The 17,415-nt window shown below is 54.7% G+C and carries 13 protein-coding genes; all 13 read right to left on the reverse strand.

Annotated elements, in window-relative coordinates:
- Positions 1-59: 59 nt before the first annotated feature.
- Positions 60-986: a hypothetical protein gene (locus QWY79_RS15185; protein WP_290274619.1), complete on the reverse strand. Its 927-nt coding sequence runs from the start codon at positions 984-986 to the stop codon at positions 60-62.
- Positions 986-2,899, reverse strand: coding sequence for a rhamnan synthesis F family protein (locus QWY79_RS15190; protein WP_290274622.1), 1,914 nt, complete (start codon positions 2,897-2,899; stop codon positions 986-988). The genes QWY79_RS15185 and QWY79_RS15190 overlap by 1 nt, the downstream gene beginning before the upstream one ends.
- A gap of 151 nt (positions 2,900-3,050) precedes the next feature.
- Complete coding sequence (locus QWY79_RS15195; RefSeq protein WP_290274623.1) at positions 3,051-4,103, reverse strand: hypothetical protein; 1,053 nt, start codon at positions 4,101-4,103, stop codon at positions 3,051-3,053.
- Between the two features lie 83 nt (positions 4,104-4,186).
- Positions 4,187-4,732 (reverse strand): dTDP-4-dehydrorhamnose 3,5-epimerase, encoded by a 546-nt coding sequence (gene rfbC / locus QWY79_RS15200; RefSeq protein ID WP_290274626.1) that lies wholly within the window; start codon positions 4,730-4,732, stop codon positions 4,187-4,189.
- 80 nt (positions 4,733-4,812) lie between these two features.
- Positions 4,813-5,685, reverse strand: a complete 873-nt coding sequence (gene rfbA, locus QWY79_RS15205) for a glucose-1-phosphate thymidylyltransferase RfbA (RefSeq protein ID WP_290274629.1) — start codon at positions 5,683-5,685, stop codon at positions 4,813-4,815.
- A gap of 77 nt (positions 5,686-5,762) precedes the next feature.
- The gene (rfbD, locus tag QWY79_RS15210; RefSeq protein ID WP_290274632.1) at positions 5,763-6,647 is read right to left on the reverse strand and encodes a dTDP-4-dehydrorhamnose reductase; all 885 of its coding nucleotides are present in this window, start codon (positions 6,645-6,647) and stop codon (positions 5,763-5,765) included.
- Positions 6,647-7,720 carry a dTDP-glucose 4,6-dehydratase gene (gene rfbB / locus QWY79_RS15215; protein WP_290274635.1) on the reverse strand — a complete coding sequence of 358 codons (1,074 nt, stop codon included), beginning with the start codon at positions 7,718-7,720 and terminating at the stop codon, positions 6,647-6,649. The genes rfbD and rfbB overlap by 1 nt, the downstream gene beginning before the upstream one ends.
- Positions 7,721-8,278: 558 nt before the next feature.
- Positions 8,279-11,929 carry a glycosyltransferase gene (locus QWY79_RS15220; RefSeq protein ID WP_290274637.1) on the reverse strand — a complete coding sequence of 1,217 codons (3,651 nt, stop codon included), beginning with the start codon at positions 11,927-11,929 and terminating at the stop codon, positions 8,279-8,281.
- Positions 11,930-12,187: 258 nt separating this feature from the next.
- Positions 12,188-13,288 (reverse strand): KpsE/RkpR family capsule polysaccharide export protein, encoded by a 1,101-nt coding sequence (locus QWY79_RS15225; RefSeq protein WP_290274638.1) that lies wholly within the window; start codon positions 13,286-13,288, stop codon positions 12,188-12,190.
- A 139-nt stretch (positions 13,289-13,427) separates the two neighbouring features.
- Positions 13,428-14,351 carry an ABC transporter ATP-binding protein gene (locus QWY79_RS15230; RefSeq protein ID WP_290274642.1) on the reverse strand — a complete coding sequence of 308 codons (924 nt, stop codon included), beginning with the start codon at positions 14,349-14,351 and terminating at the stop codon, positions 13,428-13,430.
- A 12-nt stretch (positions 14,352-14,363) separates the two neighbouring features.
- A complete protein-coding gene (locus tag QWY79_RS15235; RefSeq protein WP_290274644.1) occupies positions 14,364-15,179 on the reverse strand; it encodes an ABC transporter permease in 816 nt (271 codons plus the stop codon).
- A 61-nt stretch (positions 15,180-15,240) separates the two neighbouring features.
- Complete coding sequence (locus tag QWY79_RS15240; protein WP_290274647.1) at positions 15,241-16,962, reverse strand: polysaccharide biosynthesis/export family protein; 1,722 nt, start codon at positions 16,960-16,962, stop codon at positions 15,241-15,243.
- 14 nt (positions 16,963-16,976) lie between these two features.
- Entirely contained in the window at positions 16,977-17,387 is a 411-nt protein-coding gene (locus QWY79_RS15245; protein WP_290274649.1) for an RT0821/Lpp0805 family surface protein, read from the reverse strand.
- Positions 17,388-17,415 lie beyond the last annotated feature (28 nt).

Consider the following 17,415-nt stretch of genomic DNA (forward strand, 5'->3'; position numbering starts at 1 on the left):
GTAGAACCACACTTTGAGTGTCCTGGGTGAAGAACCAACTTCATGCCATCCCCCACTGTTTACTTTGCAAAATCTTCAAGTTTAATCCCGGGCGGCAACCCCTTCACCGGCTTGTAATGCTGCTTCTGTATTTTATTGATATCGAGCCCATATTCATCGGCCAGCAGCTGGTTGCCTTGTTTGAAATGCGCATCCAGCGACTGCTGTTCCGGCACGGTGAACAGCACATGCCTGTCCCGCTCGGCGGGTACCTGACTTGCGAGGTCGATCACCTCATTGCGGATGCGGGCAAAGCTGGCGTTGTCTGTCGCTTTGCGCCCCCTGGCCTGCAGAACGCTCAGGCAGCGTGTCGGCAAGGAAGGGTTCACGGTGCGAGAGCCATCGTCGTCGACATGTTGCACCGTAACGCCAAACTCAGCGAAGAAGTCATCCACCACGGCTTTGCTGTAGGGAATGACGATGATGTTCTGCGGGCCCACCACGTCACGCCACTGCCGCATGTTCTGATGGAAGTTCAGCCAGGCAATATTACTCATGGCCAGTGAAAACAGTGACCCACCGTAGCGAATGTTTGGGTCCTTCACCAGCTGGTTGAACAACGACAACAGTAACTCGGACTGCGGACGCACCGTGAAGATGACCTTCACCCGCTCGAAGTGCTGCTCGACGAACTCCTTGAACTTCGGGTTGTTGAAGTAAAAGGGAGAGAGCTCGGAGGAAATCAACACGCTGGGCGCCGTGGAGGTCTCCATTTCCTGGCGCAGGGTTTCGAGCGCCTGCGGGGGCGTCATATCACTCTGATAGGCCCCACTGCCCTTGAAAGAGAGGGCAAAGGGATGGTGGGAATGATCCGGCCACTGCAGGCTTTGCGGATAAAGTATTCCTTTATCCGCAAACGACGCGCTTTGCTGTTGTACCTGCGACTGAATCGCGGAAGTGCCCGTTTTGGACCACCCAACATGCAAGTAAAGTGTATCTTTTTTCATCATTCACCAATAAAGGGAGCGCGTCCGACCTGGCTGACCAGCTTGCCCCATTTGAGTATTTGCGCTTCATCCAGGGCATCGTCACCCTGAAGCACGGGAGGAAAGCCCAAAGCGAGCCACTTGTCCATGGGATGCAGAATATGAAAAGTCTGCAAGCCGAGGTCGCCGGGCAACTGGGCATCCGCCACCACATTGTCGCCAATGTGCAGATGATGCTCGATCGCTTCCGCCTTCAGGTCCTCCTTGACCATGTGCCACATGGTGCCGTTGTCCTTGCGCTTCTGGTCCTCGCTGGAGACCATCAGGCGAAAGGAGGTGGCGATCCCGGCCTTCTTGAGCATCAGGCCAACCTGATCCCGGGTGTAATACGTATCCGAAATGACCCACAGCTTGTGGCCGGTGCTTCCCAGGTGATTGAAGAACTCGACCATTTCATCCTTGGGCTGGATCATCGCCAGGTCGAGCTCGAACTCCTGTTGCATGAGGCCCTGAGCTTCTTCTCGGCTGATACCCAGCTCATCGGCCAGTCGGTCGTACACCTCGGTGATGACGACATCGCCCTGAAAGCTCTTGGCCTTGCGTACCTGTAGCTCAGCCTCATTGCGCAGCTTCACAAAGGCTGCAGGGCTTTCCACCAATTGGCGCTCGTGCAGGAGCTGGCCGAGCTTTAGCTTGGCGTAGTCCGGCACGGTAAATTCGCGGCGCACCAGCGTATCGAAGACATCGAAGCTGATACAGGGGTATCCCTGAATGGCGGCCTGGTGCTGCTCGATGCCATGAGCATGATAGCTCGAGGTGATGAAAGTCTGGTCGGCGGTAAACTGCCCTGAAGGCGGGTAATAGAAGAACTGGCGATACCCCAGCTTTTCTGCCACCACACCGATCACACGCTCCAGTGCATGCAGCATGGAGCCATCATTGGGCAGCGGCTCTTCCGGGAAGTCCTCGTATTGCCAGCCTTCACTGATGATGCCTTCCAGCGCTTCCGGGCGTGCCCAGAACATGCCGCCCGCCGGATAGGTCAAAAACCCCTTGGTTGACGGCAGGTCGAGTTTTTCCTGCCACTCCTTCATGAAGGGCGCATTCATGGTCACATGATTGACCCAGGCCGGCATCATCCAGAAGGTAGTGGGATAATAGACGCCCAGCTCAGCGTCCTCGGCGAAGGCATTCAATACCCCGGAAACGACTGATGGGTCCTTGAGCAGATACTCCGTCAGGTAGTCGGCCCACTGGGTCTGTTCCTGCCCGGAGTACAGCGACTTCTTGGAGTGCAGGTGACAAAACAGGTCATAGGTCTTGAGCTCCTCGGCATACTCCACCAGCATCGGAGCGAAGTTCCTGCCCCGGTTGGGCACCACCCGTGTTTCCACATGGGAGACTCTGGGATGCTCACCGAAAACCGACCTTGCCTTTTCGACCTGCTCATCATCGGAAAGCGTCAGCAGCACATCCACCTGGACGGGAAACTCGTCCAGCGCCGCGGCGTACTTGTCGACGAAGTCGGCATAGAAGATGTGCAGGCAGACAGCTACCTTAAACTCACTGGCGTTTTCGCCCACTTCCCGCTCCGGGGTAAGCAGTTGCCTGGGCATCCAGCGCGGAATGGCCGGTGTGTATTGCCTGCCCTCCTTCTCGCCGCCCCGCACAAAGTGGCGCAACGGGCTGATCTGGGCGTGATAGACATCCATGTTGAGCCTGAAATAACTCTCGCTATCAAAGGCCGGAGATGGATTCACCGGGGCAAAGCGCGACTTGGTGGTGTAATCCTCGAAGGCTTCGCCGATATCATCGAACTTACGCCCGTAGGTCTGCTGATACCATTCGGGGTCAAAGAGGCCACGGCGCAAGCAGGTCGTCAGGTCGTCCTCGGGCCGGGGGGCGGAGGCCGCCTCGGTATCGTCCTGTCCCATCTGCGCCTCCTCCGAACTGTAGCTTTCAGGCTGTGAGTCGTCGGCCCTTGCACCCGGGGCGAGCGGTGAGGGTGTTTCATCGGCACTGTTTTGAGATTCCGGTTTGAAGAATCTGGAAAACGATTTAATTTTCATACCAGACGCACGACCCTTAAATGCCAAAGATTTGTAATGGGTTCACGATGCCATTACCCGAGATATCGTCATCCGCGGTAAACAGGTGCCATACAGCCTTGGGCAAGGCCCCGGGGCGTTTCGCGTAAACCTCGAAAAGCGCTTCCACTTCCTGGTGGGTATAATGGATGCCGTGGCGCAGGTTGTAGATGGCAGTATCGATTGCCCCATCGAGGATGGCCTCGAGATCCTGGTAATAACGCTGACTAGCGGCCTCCCGGCCATAAAAGAACATCATCTCACCGTCAGCATTTTCCTTGAGGTCCACCACCTGACCATGCGGCGCTGTCATCAGGCACTCGAGCAACAGGGAGCGCTCGAGCATGGTGTAGTTTTCCTGCCAGTTGATCCCTTCACGAAATACCCCTGACATGCTGGCCTGATGCCCTTCCACGTCATGCTCGCCGGCCTTTTTGGCAATGTAATACAGGCCACGGGTATCCTTCTCGAGAAGCCTGGTGCACAGTTTCTGGATGGTACCGCCATAGCCCAGGTCGAGCATCAAGGGTGTGACACCCTCAGTGGCCAGGCCGGTGTTGGTGAAGTAATCCAACAAGGCCTGACGGGTCTGTGCCACATGCGACCGCAGTCGCGCATAATGGGGCTCGAACCACTTGAGAACGCGCTCCTTGTGATCCGGCAACACCATCTCGAAGCTCAGTATTTCGGCCGGCAGGCACTTGTAGGTCTCGTTGAGCTGAAAGCCAAAGCGCTTCATCAGCAGATCCACGACCGTACCGGTGAACTCCGTGCTCAGGGCCATGTCCATCACATCCGGATCGCCCAGCATGGCCCGGAACAGAAGCGTGCGCGACACCTTCAGATAGACCGGCGGCGTAGGCAGGTCAATCAGTCGCGCAGCCTGCAACCGGTCCAGAAGCCGATACAACAACCAGCCTTCGCGGGCCAGGCATACCGGCAGGGTATTCTGGCCCTGGCTAGCCTTTTCAACCGCTCTGGCATAAGTAGTCAGTGAAGGCCCGAGGAAAGCCCCACCGAATTCGTAAAGCGCTGTGTAAGTCTCTTTCATATACCCCTCAAGCCTTCCTCACTCGCCGCGTGTGCAGGGCACTGAGACCGCGGCGCGGGTCGGATGTGATGCCTGGCAACTGCTCAAAATTTGGGTGCATCGGCAAACTGCTGCCCCTTGGCATCCTTCTCCGAAACGGATGGCTCACGACCCTCCACCAGCGGCCATTCAATCGCCAGGGTCGCATCATCCCAGCGAATGCAGTACTCATCGCCGGGGTTGTAGTAATCCGTGCATTTGTACTGGAACTCGGCTTCATCGCTGATGACATAAAAGGCATGGGCAAAGCCCGGCGGCACCCAGAGCATTTGCTTGTTGTCTTCACTCAGGTGGGCGCCCACCCACTGACCGAAGGTCGGGCTTTCCTGTCGCAGATCGACGGCCACATCAAAGACCTCGCCCCGGGTCACGCGCACCAGCTTGCCCTGGGGTTTTTCGAACTGGTAATGCAGGCCGCGCAGAATGCCGTGCTTAGATTTGCTGTGGTTATCCTGCACAAAGGTGTAATCCCCACAGTGTTCCTCGAACTCGCTCTGGCGAAAGCTCTCCATGAAGAAGCCGCGCTCATCGCCGAAAACTCTGGGCGCGAGCAGTACCACCTCGGGAATATCCAGCCGGGTGTATTCCATTTTCTATCATCCTCTTTCGCCGCGGGGTGGCCATGACCACCCCCGGGATCAACATTGGTCAGCTATCAGGGCCCGGCTCACTACACCGACAACACATGCAGCAGGTACTGCCCATAGCCTGTTTTCTTCAGCTCCTGGCCTCGCTGCTGCATGGCCTCATTGCTGATCCAGCCCTGGTGCCAGGCGATTTCTTCCAGGCAGGCAATCTTGAGTCCCTGACGGTGCTCGATGGTCTGCACGTACTGGCTGGCCTCCAGCAGGCTGTCGTGGGTGCCGGTATCCAGCCAGGCAAAGCCGCGCCCCAGGCGCTCCACGACCAGGTCGCCGCGCTTCAGGTAGGCGTTGTTGACGCTGGTGATTTCCAGCTCACCACGGTCCGAAGGCTCGACCTGCTTGGCGATCTCCACCACATCATTGTCGTAGAAATACAGGCCCGTCACGGCATAAGGAGACCTGGGCTTGGCGGGCTTTTCCTCGATGGAGATGGCCTTACCGTGATCATCAAACTCGACAACCCCGAAGCGCTCCGGATCCTTGACCAGATAACCGAAGACAGTAGCGCCGCTCTCCTGATTGGCGGCCCGCAGAAGCTGCTCGGAGAAATGCTGGCCATGGAAGATGTTATCGCCAAGTACCAGGCATACCGGGTCATTGCCGATAAAGTCTTCCCCGATCACGAACGCCTGGGCGAGGCCGTCCGGCGTGGGCTGCTCGGCATACTCGATGTGCACCCCGAACTGCTCGCCGGAGCCCAGCAGGTTCTCGTACTGGGGCAGGTCTTCCGGGGTGGAGATGATCAGAATCTCGCGAATGCCGGCCAGCATGAGCACCGAGACCGGATAATAGATCATCGGCTTGTCATACACCGGGAGTAACTGCTTGGAAACACCATGGGTAATCGGGTGCAGGCGGGTGCCGGAGCCCCCCGCCAGAATAATGCCCTTGCGCGCCATACTATCTCTCCTTTTCATGTTCTTCATAAGATCCACCCGACAAAGCGGCGATCACGCGCCTGCCGGGCATTGGCCGATCAGCGGCCAAGGTGTTCATCGAGCGTGAGCGCCAGTTGGGCGCGCCACTCGGGCAGCCGTATGGCCAGGGCTTTTTCCAGCTTCTCGAGCTGGAGCCGCGAATTCAGAGGCCGAGCGGCGGGCGTAGGATACTCACTGGTGGGAATGCCGGCTACCTGGGCCGGCTCGACCACCAGCACCTCCCCTGCCTCATCTGCCAGGCGGAAAATCTCGCTGGCAAAGCCATGCCAGCTCGTCTCGCCGCGAGGCGCCAGATGATACAGGCCACTCTCGACCCGACCATGCTGCAGGCCCAGCAGCGCCATCAGGGAAACATCGGCAATCAAACGGGCCGGCGTGGGCGCACCGATCTGGTCATTGACAATCTTCAGGGCACTGCGTTCCCGCGCCAGGCGCAGCATGGTCTTCATGAAGTTGTGACCACGTGCGCTGTACACCCAACTGGTACGGAAGATGAGATGCCGGCAACCACTGGCCATCACGGCCTGATCCCCGGCCAGCTTGGTCTCGCCGTAAACCGAAGCGGGGCCAGTGCCGCTCTCCTCGCTCCAGGCATTATCGCCATCACCGGGGTAGACGTAATCCGAAGAATAGTGAACCAACGCAACGCCCCGCGAGGCGGCATAAGCGGCCAACTGTTCGGGCAGTTCGGCATTGAGGCGGCGTGCCAGCTCCGGCTCGGACTCGGCCTTGTCCACGGCGGTGTAGGCCGCGGCGTTAACGATCGCGTCCGGCTCAAGCGTCGCGAGATACTGCCCAACCGCCGCTTCATCGGAAAGATCCAGCTCGGCGCGGCTCGGCGCCACGATCTCGCCCAGGGTGGACAAACGGCGCTGAAGCTCGAAGCCAACCTGGCCGTTGCCCCCCGTGATCAGAACCTTCATCACAACACTCCCAATCGTTCGCCACGATAGCTGCCGTCCAGCACGCGCTGCCACCATTCGCGGTTGGTGAGGTACCAATCCACCGTCTTGGCCATACCGGTTTCAAAGGTCTCGGCAGGCGTCCAGACCAACTCGCGCTCGATCTTCGAAGCATCAATGGCGTAACGCACATCATGGCCCGGGCGGTCCGCCACATAGGTGATAAGGTCATGGTGTGTGGTGTTCGGCGCCAGGTGTGAGGTGCCAACGCGGTCATCCAGAAGGTCACATAGCGTGCGCACCACCTCGATGTTGGCCTTCTCGTTGTGCCCGCCGATGTTGTAGGTCTCGCCGATTTCTCCCTCGCTCGCGACCTTGATCAGCGCACGGGCATGGTCCTCGACGTACAACCAATCGCGGATCTGCATGCCATCGCCGTAGACCGGCAGCGGCTTGCCCGCCAGGCCGTTGAGGATCATCAGCGGTATCAGCTTCTCGGGGAAGTGATAAGGCCCATAGTTGTTGGAGCAGTTGGTGATCAGCGTGGGCAGGCCATAGGTACGATGCCAGGCGCGCACCAGATGATCGGAGCTGGCCTTGCTGGCCGAATACGGCGAGCTGGGTGCATACGGCGTGGTCTCGGTGAAGAGATCATCCGTGCCTTCCAAATCGCCATACACCTCATCGGTGGAGATATGGTGAAAGCGAAAGCCCGCCGCCTTCCCGGGCTGACTTTCCTTCAGGCCAAGCCAATACTTGCGGGCCACTTCCAGCAGTACCGATGTGCCGACCACATTGGTCTGAATGAACTCGGCCGGGCCATCAATGGAGCGATCGACATGGCTCTCCGCCGCCAGGTGCATCACCACATCCGGTTGATGTTTCTCAAACACCTCGGTCATGGCCTCGATATCTCCGATATCCGCCTGCAAGAAATGGTAGCGCTCATCCGACTCGACCGAGGCCAGGGACTCCAGATTGCCCGCATAGGTCAACTTGTCGACATTGACGACATGGTGACTGGAATTCTGGATCAGCTCACGAACCACCGCCGAGCCGATAAAGCCGGCAGCTCCAGTAATTAAATATTTCATAATATAAACCTTTATTTACTAACCAAGCCCATTTTTCCACTTTAAAATCAATAACATTGAAAGACCAGGGAATACGGAATAAAACTTTCAAGGTACAACCCAAATCTATAGATTATTAAAAAAAGAGGTGCATATACGCTACCTGATAAAAAATAATCAGCAATAAAATATATCTTATGTATATAACAAATGCATTATTTATAGAAAACCCTTGCAGCACTTAAATAAGGAATAACACATAATAGGTTGTTTATCAACTGAAGTATCGATCATATCTGCCACAGCACATCCTTAATCACTCAAGAGAGACAGCAATAAGAACGGAGACAAGGAGAAAAAGGTGACGGAAAGGTCTAATGAACCAACCTCTACCTCTCCAAAAGATTACCAGCCGGTTGCTTTAAGAAAAATAATAAAAAAATTCACCATGCAAATATTATAAGTTGAGAAGCATATATAATCATCTTTTAAGAACTTAGAGTCTAACGAAAACCCGTTAAAACCAAATAACAAAGAAGGGTATACACTTAGCTTAAGGTAAAAACTCAGCACAAAAAATCAAGTAGAACTGTAGTACTTTGATACCAACCCTCTCGTCTGCTCACTTGAAAGTACAATATGGCCAGAATCAACAACTTGGTTTTTAGAGAATTTATTTAACTCGATAATTGTAGATCTTAACGCATCAGCTTTAGGCTCGATGATGTTTCCATTAACCCCATCAATTACATCTTCACCAATACCACCCAAGCTGGAAGCCACTACCCAGCAACCACAAGAGGCAGCCTCTCGGGTAACAAGGCCAAAGCTTTCGGGCCCTGTTGATGGTGCAAAAAGCACATCAATTTGACGATATAGAGCCACAATATTGTCTTGGCTGACACGACCGATAAAGCGGATGGGGACCTGGCCCCAGTATTCAAAAGATTCGTAGCCCTCTTCCTGCGAATGATCGACAACCAGGAATTCCATATTGTCAGGCTGGACTTCAAGAACTGCTTGTCTAAGGAGGTGGTAACCCTTGTGTTCTGTCATATTACCCACATGGCCACCCACAATGCGGCTCGTATATTGCGTGTCCTTGCGTGTCCATTCAATGTCATCGGAAATGCCATTTGGAGTCACTTCAATATCAGGTATACCATTTTTGCGATATATATCTGCAAAGGAGCTGGAGACCGTCAGCACTTTGCGAGCATCTGCAAGTAAATATTTAAGATACATCTTTCGCTCAAGAGAAGCCCCGTGACTTATTCCAGAAGGCAGCTCATATACTGAATATGGGTCCGGATGCCCCTCCGGATACACTTTGCCATGCTGGTCAACCAAGAACTGGAAGTCTGAAATCCACCAGGCATCGTGAGCGGTAACCAAGTATGGAATATTTACGTCACGACATGCCTCGACTACAGAACCTGTTAATCTCTGGACGCAGTGAAAATGGACAAGATCGGGCTTTTCACATTCAAGGAATTCTGCAAAAAGCTCTCTCATTTTGGGGTCTTGAGCGTGCCAGTCCATGTGTTCGCGGAAAAAAGTGGTAACTCGATAAACGTTAACACCATCATGGCGATATACACTCATTTGGTGTGGTTTTCTACACTCCGCATCACCCGTAAATACTACCAGGTCAAAATCCTCGTTATATGACTTTCGCAAAGACTTGAAATTGTCGGCCAAAACCCGGGTAGCACCACCAATGGATTGAGGTGGAAAGAAAACATTCACCAAGGCAATCTTGCGTCTTGGTCGCTCACTGGCTTGGCTAGGCGTGATATTATTATTAACGTTGTTTGAACCACCAACCAGAAGTTGTTGGTAATGTTCAAGAAGCTGATCAACCAGGTGCTGGCCGAGAACTGGTAACGAATACTCTTTACGAGTACGTACCTGAGCTTTACCTCCGATCTCTTTACGTAATTCAGGGCTTTCCACCAAGCGTGAGATCGAGGATTCCCACTCATCCGCGTTGCCAGCCAGCAAAGCATCTTCCCCATGATGAATCACATCACGGTAATTGCGCGTGGAGCTGACGACAGACGGAACGGCAAAACAGGCTGCCTCAAACCACTTAAGTTCTGACTTGCAGTCATTGACAGGGTCACTGACTAATACGGCAAGGTTAATATCAGCCTGACGCAACAGTGACCTGTACGCTTCCACGCTCTCCAATGGAGGTATAATGGAGACTTGAGAACCAAAATCATCAAGAAAACCTGACGGCATTTTTAGGTAGCCAACAATCACGAGTCGAAGACTTGGGTGTCTTGCTAAAAGCTTCTTGATGGCGGGAAGCGCCAGTTCTAGAAAACCCTGGTTATCTGCCTGTGTGCCACTACCATAAAAAATATCAACTGTATTTTTTTCTTTAGCTACGGAGCCTGCTGAACCGGAGGCGTTCAAAGTATCAAGCCCATTTCTGTGCAGGATACACTTGCCGTCAAAAACAAGCCCTTCAAGTCGCTCCTTTAGTGGCTCAGTTGAAGCAATACCTATTCGACAAAATTTCGCAGCAGCATGAAGCAGAGACATGCCACGGGTAAGTTCACGATGTGTTTCAAGAGTTACATATCCACCGTAACTTTCTAATTGTGGCGGGTAGTCCACATCAAATATGAGGTCATCGATTTCAAAAAGGGAGAGTTTACCCCCAGCGTTGGTCTGAGCCATTGCCTTGAGGACCTGGGGGACCGCAGGCACTCGGTAGAAAATAATGATATCATGGGCTGCAATAGCGGCGGAGTAATTTCCAATTTCCGTCCAGTCAATAGCTTTCACTACTCGCCCTACTGACTCCAACTGCTCGATTTTTTGGTTAATCCGGTAACGAGCACACTGGTTTATTTGAAAGTCACCAACGATCAATATTTTATCGTGATTCAAACCACTGTTGAGAGACGGATGCTCATCACACCCAGCAGCCTGTAAATAAGCATTATAAAGATGATGGGTAAAGGTATTACAAGCCAATACAAGCTGATCACGATCGCCTTGATCAACATAAGTCATTAAAGCTGGATAAACTTCGGCCCATGCTGACTCAGCAATCTCATCAAGTACATCAACCTGATGGGTGAAATCGGGATATTTCTTAACCCCCTCAGCCAAAGCATGAAACACTTTCTCGTATTGCTTCAAAGAAGCAAGACACTTGGCAAGGTTGATAAATAGCCATTTACTTGGATTACTGCAACTCCTTGCAGCATTATAATACCCTAGAGCAAGACGGTATTGCTTATACTTGTAATGAAAGTTACCCAAAAGCTCCAAGGCTTCAGCTGTAGCAAGATACTTACACGACGACTTAAGAAGATTTACCCCCTTTTCTTCCCAGCCCGCTGCCAGATAATATCTCGCCATGCAGATATAATGCAGTGAATTCTTGGCGTCATCTTCATAGAATTTTACGGGTATGTTGGCATTCCCATTAAAAACAGCTAATAGCTGGTTCAGCCCAACCTCGATACCAACGCTCAAATTCAGTTCGAGCACGCCCTTCAGGGACAAACCTAAGGGAAAGAAATAAACCGGAAGCGAATTATTACTCAGCCAGTGGTATATATTGAGAACCCTACCCTCTGGCTCACCATGAGCTTTATAGTGAGCATAGAGCATGTCATTACTTTCCCAGGCGGTCCCCTTTAACTCATTATAAAAACTCACGTAAAAGAAGGCATCAAAAGCTTCCTTAGGATCTACACTCTTTCCACTTTCTCCAGAAGACACTGTGACAAAGGGAGTATCAGTATAAGCCTCATCTTCAAAAAGCTCACTTTCGTTTAGCTCATCCTCATAAAGCTCATCTTCTTCTCGCCAATCCCCAAAAAGCTCATCTTCATCTTGGTCATCCTCAACAGTCTCATGCGCTTTACTTTCTATGTCATGGGTGGTTTCGTCTATAGATTTAAAGTTTCTCACTCGACTACCTAATGATGGGCCGCAACCGCCAAGCTCATTTCCCTTTAACCTAATGCTATTTCCCTGAACAACTTTCCATACAAACCTCTCAGAAAACGGAGGCTGCAATAGTTCTAAAACATTATCGGTCAAGGGGGTATAATCACATTCCTGTAACTCAGAGCATAGACGTCCCTCATGAGCTCCGAAATAATACCAGTGATTTTTTAGTTCTTCATCTGAAAAACCGGAAAGGTCACCGTATTTTTTTTTGTAATAATTTATATCCAGATTCTCGATGGAGACTACCATATTCATATGCCTTAAATATTATTTTGATAATTATCATTAATATAACTTTACTTAACGCGCTCAAGCTTTCTCAGTACTTTGCTATTTTTCTGAGCCGTAAGTAGCTTGTCAGCTTCAATAAAAACAAATAAACCAAACTGTTTTCACTATATTTATGAAGACTAGATAAATACAACCGATATATTTTTTAAAACAGAAAGAGTTTATAAATTATATTTGATATTAATGCCTTCACAAAAAACCAGTGGATCTTTGAAGTTAGTCACGATGATCGCGAATGATCATTACCAGCATGCTGAAGATGAAGGCCAGGAAGATGGTGACCAGCGCGAACACGGTGGTGTTGTAGAGGCGGTCCGGCTTGGTGGGGTATTCCGGCATCAGCGGGCTTTGCAGCACGCTTACTTGCTTGAGCTTGCGGGCGGCTTCAAGGCGGGTGTTTTCCAGTGCGGAGAGCGCGCTGGAGTAGGTCTCCTGGGCGAACTGGGCCTGGAGTTCCAGCGTCTTGTACTCGGAGGAAACGCGGTTCAGGGACTCGCCGGTGGCCTGGGCCAGGCGGTCACGCTGTTCCTGGATCTGCTCGCGCATGGCGCTGATTTCGCTCTGCACGCGCTGCATTTCCGCGGAGCGGGCACTCTGGTAACTGGAGAGCGCCTGGCGCTGGGCCTTGAGCTGGGCCAGGTTACCTTCCAGAGTGGCTACTACCTGATTAATACTCGTCACTGTCTGCTCGGGCGCTACCAGGCCTTCCTTGTTCTGGAATTCCAGCAGGTTGGTGCGGGCCTCTTTCAGGCGCTCATTGAGCCGATCAAGCTGGGTTTCCAGGAAGGTTACCTGCTCTTGTGCCAGGCGCTGGCCCATCTGGTTCATGTGCTGTTCGCCGGCATCCAGCAACAGCTGCACCGCCTGATGAGCAAATTCCGGCGTGTAGGCCTGAACCTCGACATTCAGTACACCGGAATACTCATCCATCTCGATGGTGACGCGCTTCTGGTAGTACTCATGAAGCGACTCGATGGGCGCATTGGCATCACCGAGGCGGGCAAAGACATCGCCGTGCTCGGTGTAGTGCTGGCGGAAGTCGAGCTGCTCTTGGACCTGTTTGAGCATATCCACCGAGAGCAGGTACTCACGCAGCAGCAACAGGTCGGTATCGCCACTACTGCCTCCGAACAGGGACGACATGCTCAAATCGGGTTCGCTGAGCTGCGGGCTTTCCAGTACCACGGTGGCACGCGAGACATACCGGTCTTCGGCCCAGAGCATCCAATAGAATGCCACTAATAAAATAGCCACCCCGGCAATGATCCAGTGTGGCTGTGTCTTGAAGATATTGCTGGTGCGATGTTGTGAGGCCATAGGGAATAACAAACCTGAATACGTGAATACACCAACCTGCCGGCCGGGCGTTGCGAGGTTTTGAAGGCGTGGGCCTTCAAGCTCTCTTGCGGCCATTTACCGGTTTGCGGTGTGACAATGATAAGCCAGCGGGCAAGAATTATCGGGCCGTCTGGTCGCTCTTGAAGGCTTCCAGCTGCGTCTGGGCGTCTTCCAGCTGATGTTCGCTCTCACGGTAGGCGTCGCCATATATCTTGCGTTGGCGTGGAATCAGCGCCTTCTCTTTGGCCTCGTCGAACATGGCCTTGGCCTTTTGCCGTTCTTCCTGGCGTTGCTGCAGTTGTTGCTCGGCTTCGGCCAGTGAAGTCGGTTCGGGCAGACGCCTGGCGTCTACCGGTGTTCCCAGGGGGTAGTCCGGATTCTGACTATCGGTGTCGATGTGATAGGCCTCAATGGCATCTTCCACATCGTCGTACCAGGTGGCTTGCCCGTCATGCAGATAGATACCGGCCTGACACAGGTCCTTCAGCATGGATTCGCCATGGGACACCATGATCAGGCTGGCCTTGCCGACCTTCTCCTTGAACGCCTTGGTGGCCTTGGCCTTGAAGGCGCGGTCACCCACTGAAGTGGCCTCGTCAGACAGGTAGACATCGAAGTCGAACGCCAACGAAAGACCGAAGTTGAGGCGAGCGCGCATGCCCGAGGAATAGGTCTTGATGGGTTCATCGAAGGCATCGCCGATCTCGGCAAAGGATTGCACTCGGTCGATGATTTCCTGTTCCTTGTTGCGTCCGCCGTGCACGCGTGCCACGAACTTGACGTTCTGCCGCCCGGTCATCGAGCCCTGAAAGCCTCCCGCCAGGCCAATGGGCCAGGAGACCTGACAGCTGCGCTGGATACTGCCGCGCTCGGGGTGGTCCATCCCGGCAATGAGTCGCAGTAGGGTGGACTTGCCGGCCCCGTTGCGCCCCACCAGGCCCACGCTCACCCCTGGCGGGAAGGTCAGATTGATGTCCTTGAGCACCCAGGGGCTGCCATGGTGGTTGTGATAGCGTTTGTAGAGGTTGCGAATTTCAATCATGAAAAGCCCGGTTTACTTGGCCTTGAGCCGGTCACGGAAGCGCATTTGCATCAACAAGCCCAGCGCCAGGGTACTCAACGCCCACATCCCGTAATAGGTGCCGCTGGTGCCGTGAATTACCTGATAGCCGTCAAAGAAGCTGACCCTGAGCAGTTCCAGGCCATGCACAATGGGGTTGTACATGACATATTCGAGCAGCCAGTGCGGCAGGTTGTTCAACGGGAAGATAACGCCGGAAAGAATCAACAGCGGCATGTTGATCATGCGCACGATTCTGCCCACCTCGGGCACCATGCTGCCGGCCACCGAGACAATGAGGCCAAGGCCCAGTCCCAGTGCCCACAGAGCGATCCAGTACCACATGGCGCGCAGCGCATGGTCCGGCGTAATGTCCATGCCCAGCATCAAGGCGCCGGCAATGAAGATCAGGAAGATCAGGGTGCGCAGCATGACTTCCAGGAAGTTGCGCACCAGGATGGTGTCCACGGGCATTACCTGGCGATAGGCGAACAGCGCCTGGTTGGATTCCACGGCCCCCAGGGAGCGCATCATGCCTTCACGGATCAGGAAAAAGCCCATCATCCCGACGATCATCCAGGGAATGAACTCGGCGCCGACGATCAAACGCCCGCCCCGGATGTATCCGCGAATGGCGATCATGATCATGGTGAAGGCCATGGGCTCGGCGATCATCCAGAACCAGCCCATGCGGTCGGTCATGGTGCGCGAGATGGCTTCGCGCATGAACATGGCGTACCAGACGCTGCGCGTGACGTCCCACGGCGAGCGTTCGGTGCCATGAGCACCGCGGGAAAAGATATCAAACATGCAAGAGAGAACCTGTCGAATAGGGCTCAGGCGACCCGTGGGTCGCCTGATGGATCATGCATTAAAGATCGAGGGCGACCTTGGTGGCCACGGCGATCTGGTAGAGGATCTGCGTGATCGACTTACCCAGTTCGAGGTTGCTGGTGGGCGCGGCGGGCAGCACGATGATTTCGTCGCCGGCACGCAGGCGGGCATCGTCAGCCGGGATGACTGCCCCGTTGCGATGGGCAACGAGAATCTGATCGTCATCGGCACGCGGGGTGAAGCCGCCGGCCTGTTCGATGTAGTCCTCGACGGACATGCCCGGCGTGTAAACCACGGCCTGGGGCATGGTGACCTCGCCGCTGAGTAGCACGGCATCGTTGGTCTCGGGGATGTTGATCACATCGCCGTCCTGCAGGCGCACATTGGCAATGTTGCTGTTACCGCGCGCTACCACTAGCTGGCCGGAAGGTTCGACTTGTCGTGCTTTCTGCACGAACTGTTCGATCAACTGGGCCTGCTGGACCTGGATCTTGCCCTCTTCGGCAGTACGCGCCGGATAGCCCAGGTAGGTGGTCTGCAGGCGGCGCAGGCTCTTGTCGAGTGCCTCCTGCTGCTGCTCTTTGACGCTCTCGCGCAGAATCGAGATGTCGCGCACGCTGGTCATGTCCTTGGGTACGCTGATGGCGTCAAGGAACTCGCCCAGACGGGCATTACGCGGCAGTGCATAGCGGGATGGGCCGTGAAAGCTGCCCTGCAGCTCGACGACGATAGTCTCGGCACGCTTGTCGGAGCTGAACAGCACTTCATCACCGCTCTGCACGGTCTGGCCGTTGAACTCGTCGAGCGCGAAGTATTCGGCCATGGGGCCGCCGGCACGGTCACCACGCAACAGTACATGGGATACGCCGCTGTTGAGGCGCGCCAGGCGCTTGACGTCAGCACCGCTGAGTTGCTGGCCCTGGAGCTCGTAGCGATATTCGCGCTTTACATCACCGGTAACGGCGATTGACGGGCCGCGTTCTTCGACGACGATAGTATCGCCATCCTTGAACTGTGGACGCGGGATATCACCCTCGAGCAGGAAGTCATAAAGGTCGATGGTGCTGACGGTACGACCATTGCGCTCGACGCGGATCTGGCGATAGCTGCCGAGATCCTGGTCAATGCCACCTGCCTGGTCGAGGAAGTAGAGCACCGAGTCGGAGGGAGTACCGGCGTAACGGCCGGGGTTTTCGACATAGCCGGACACGAAGACGCCGACGGGCTGCACGCCCTGCAGGTTGGTGTAGACCTCGACATCCTGCGGGTAGACGTTCTTGATCGCCTGGCGCATCTCTGCATCAAGCTGCTGGCTGTTCATGCCCTGCACGGAGATGGGGCCGATCGAGGGGATAAACACATTGCCCTGGGCGTCCACCGGCATGGTGCGGTCGATCTCCACCGCTCCCCAGGCGCGCAGGGTAATCTGGTCACCCGGCTTGATCTGGTAACTGGCATTCAGGCCGTCGGCCATGGTGCCGCGAAAACCACCTTCGAAGAGATTGCTGCCGAAAGGCGGCAATTCGTCGAGTTGTGTCCTGGAAGGATTGGCTACCGGACCATAGTTGGCATTATCCCAGTTGGCCCGAGGACTGGCGTCGACCTCACCACCCTGGCCGTTACTGCCGGATCCCTGGGAGGCACTCGAAGACTCGCTCTCGGACTGGCTCATGCCCGTGCTGGGTTGCACGAAGTTCTGGGCACTGGCCAGGCCTGGCAACAGGCAGAGGCTGGCGACCAGGGCCGCACTGAGTTTCATTTTCCTGGAGTTGATCACCGGCCTGTCCTCCTTGACTGAGTTTGCGTCACCAACCGGTGGGCGACCCAGTTTCCATCAGCGGTCTTGCAGGCCACGGCGGTGCGCATTGAATTGCCTTGCAACTCCATGATCTGCAGATGACGACATTCGCGACCGCTGGCAGCGAAATAGCTCGCCTCTGCCATGACCTCGACGTTGGCGCCCCAGGGGCTCTGCTGCAGGACGATGGTGTTGCCGGGCATCGACTGACTGAGGAAGCCATTGAGGTTGGCGCCCACCGGGGTGCCCTCGGCATTGGGGATCACGGAGCCTGATGCGTTATAGGGGCTGGGCGGCGCCGCACAGCCGGCCAGGCCCACGGCGAGGCTCAGCATGAGCGCGGCACCGCCACGCCAGCATCTGCCGCCGGATTGTTGCTGTTGCATGATGATTTCCTTGCGATATCGGCATGGC

Origin of the sequence: Halomonas sabkhae, from assembly GCF_030409265.1 — a bacterium.
In the GTDB taxonomy this organism is placed as follows: domain Bacteria; phylum Pseudomonadota; class Gammaproteobacteria; order Pseudomonadales; family Halomonadaceae; genus Halomonas; species Halomonas halmophila.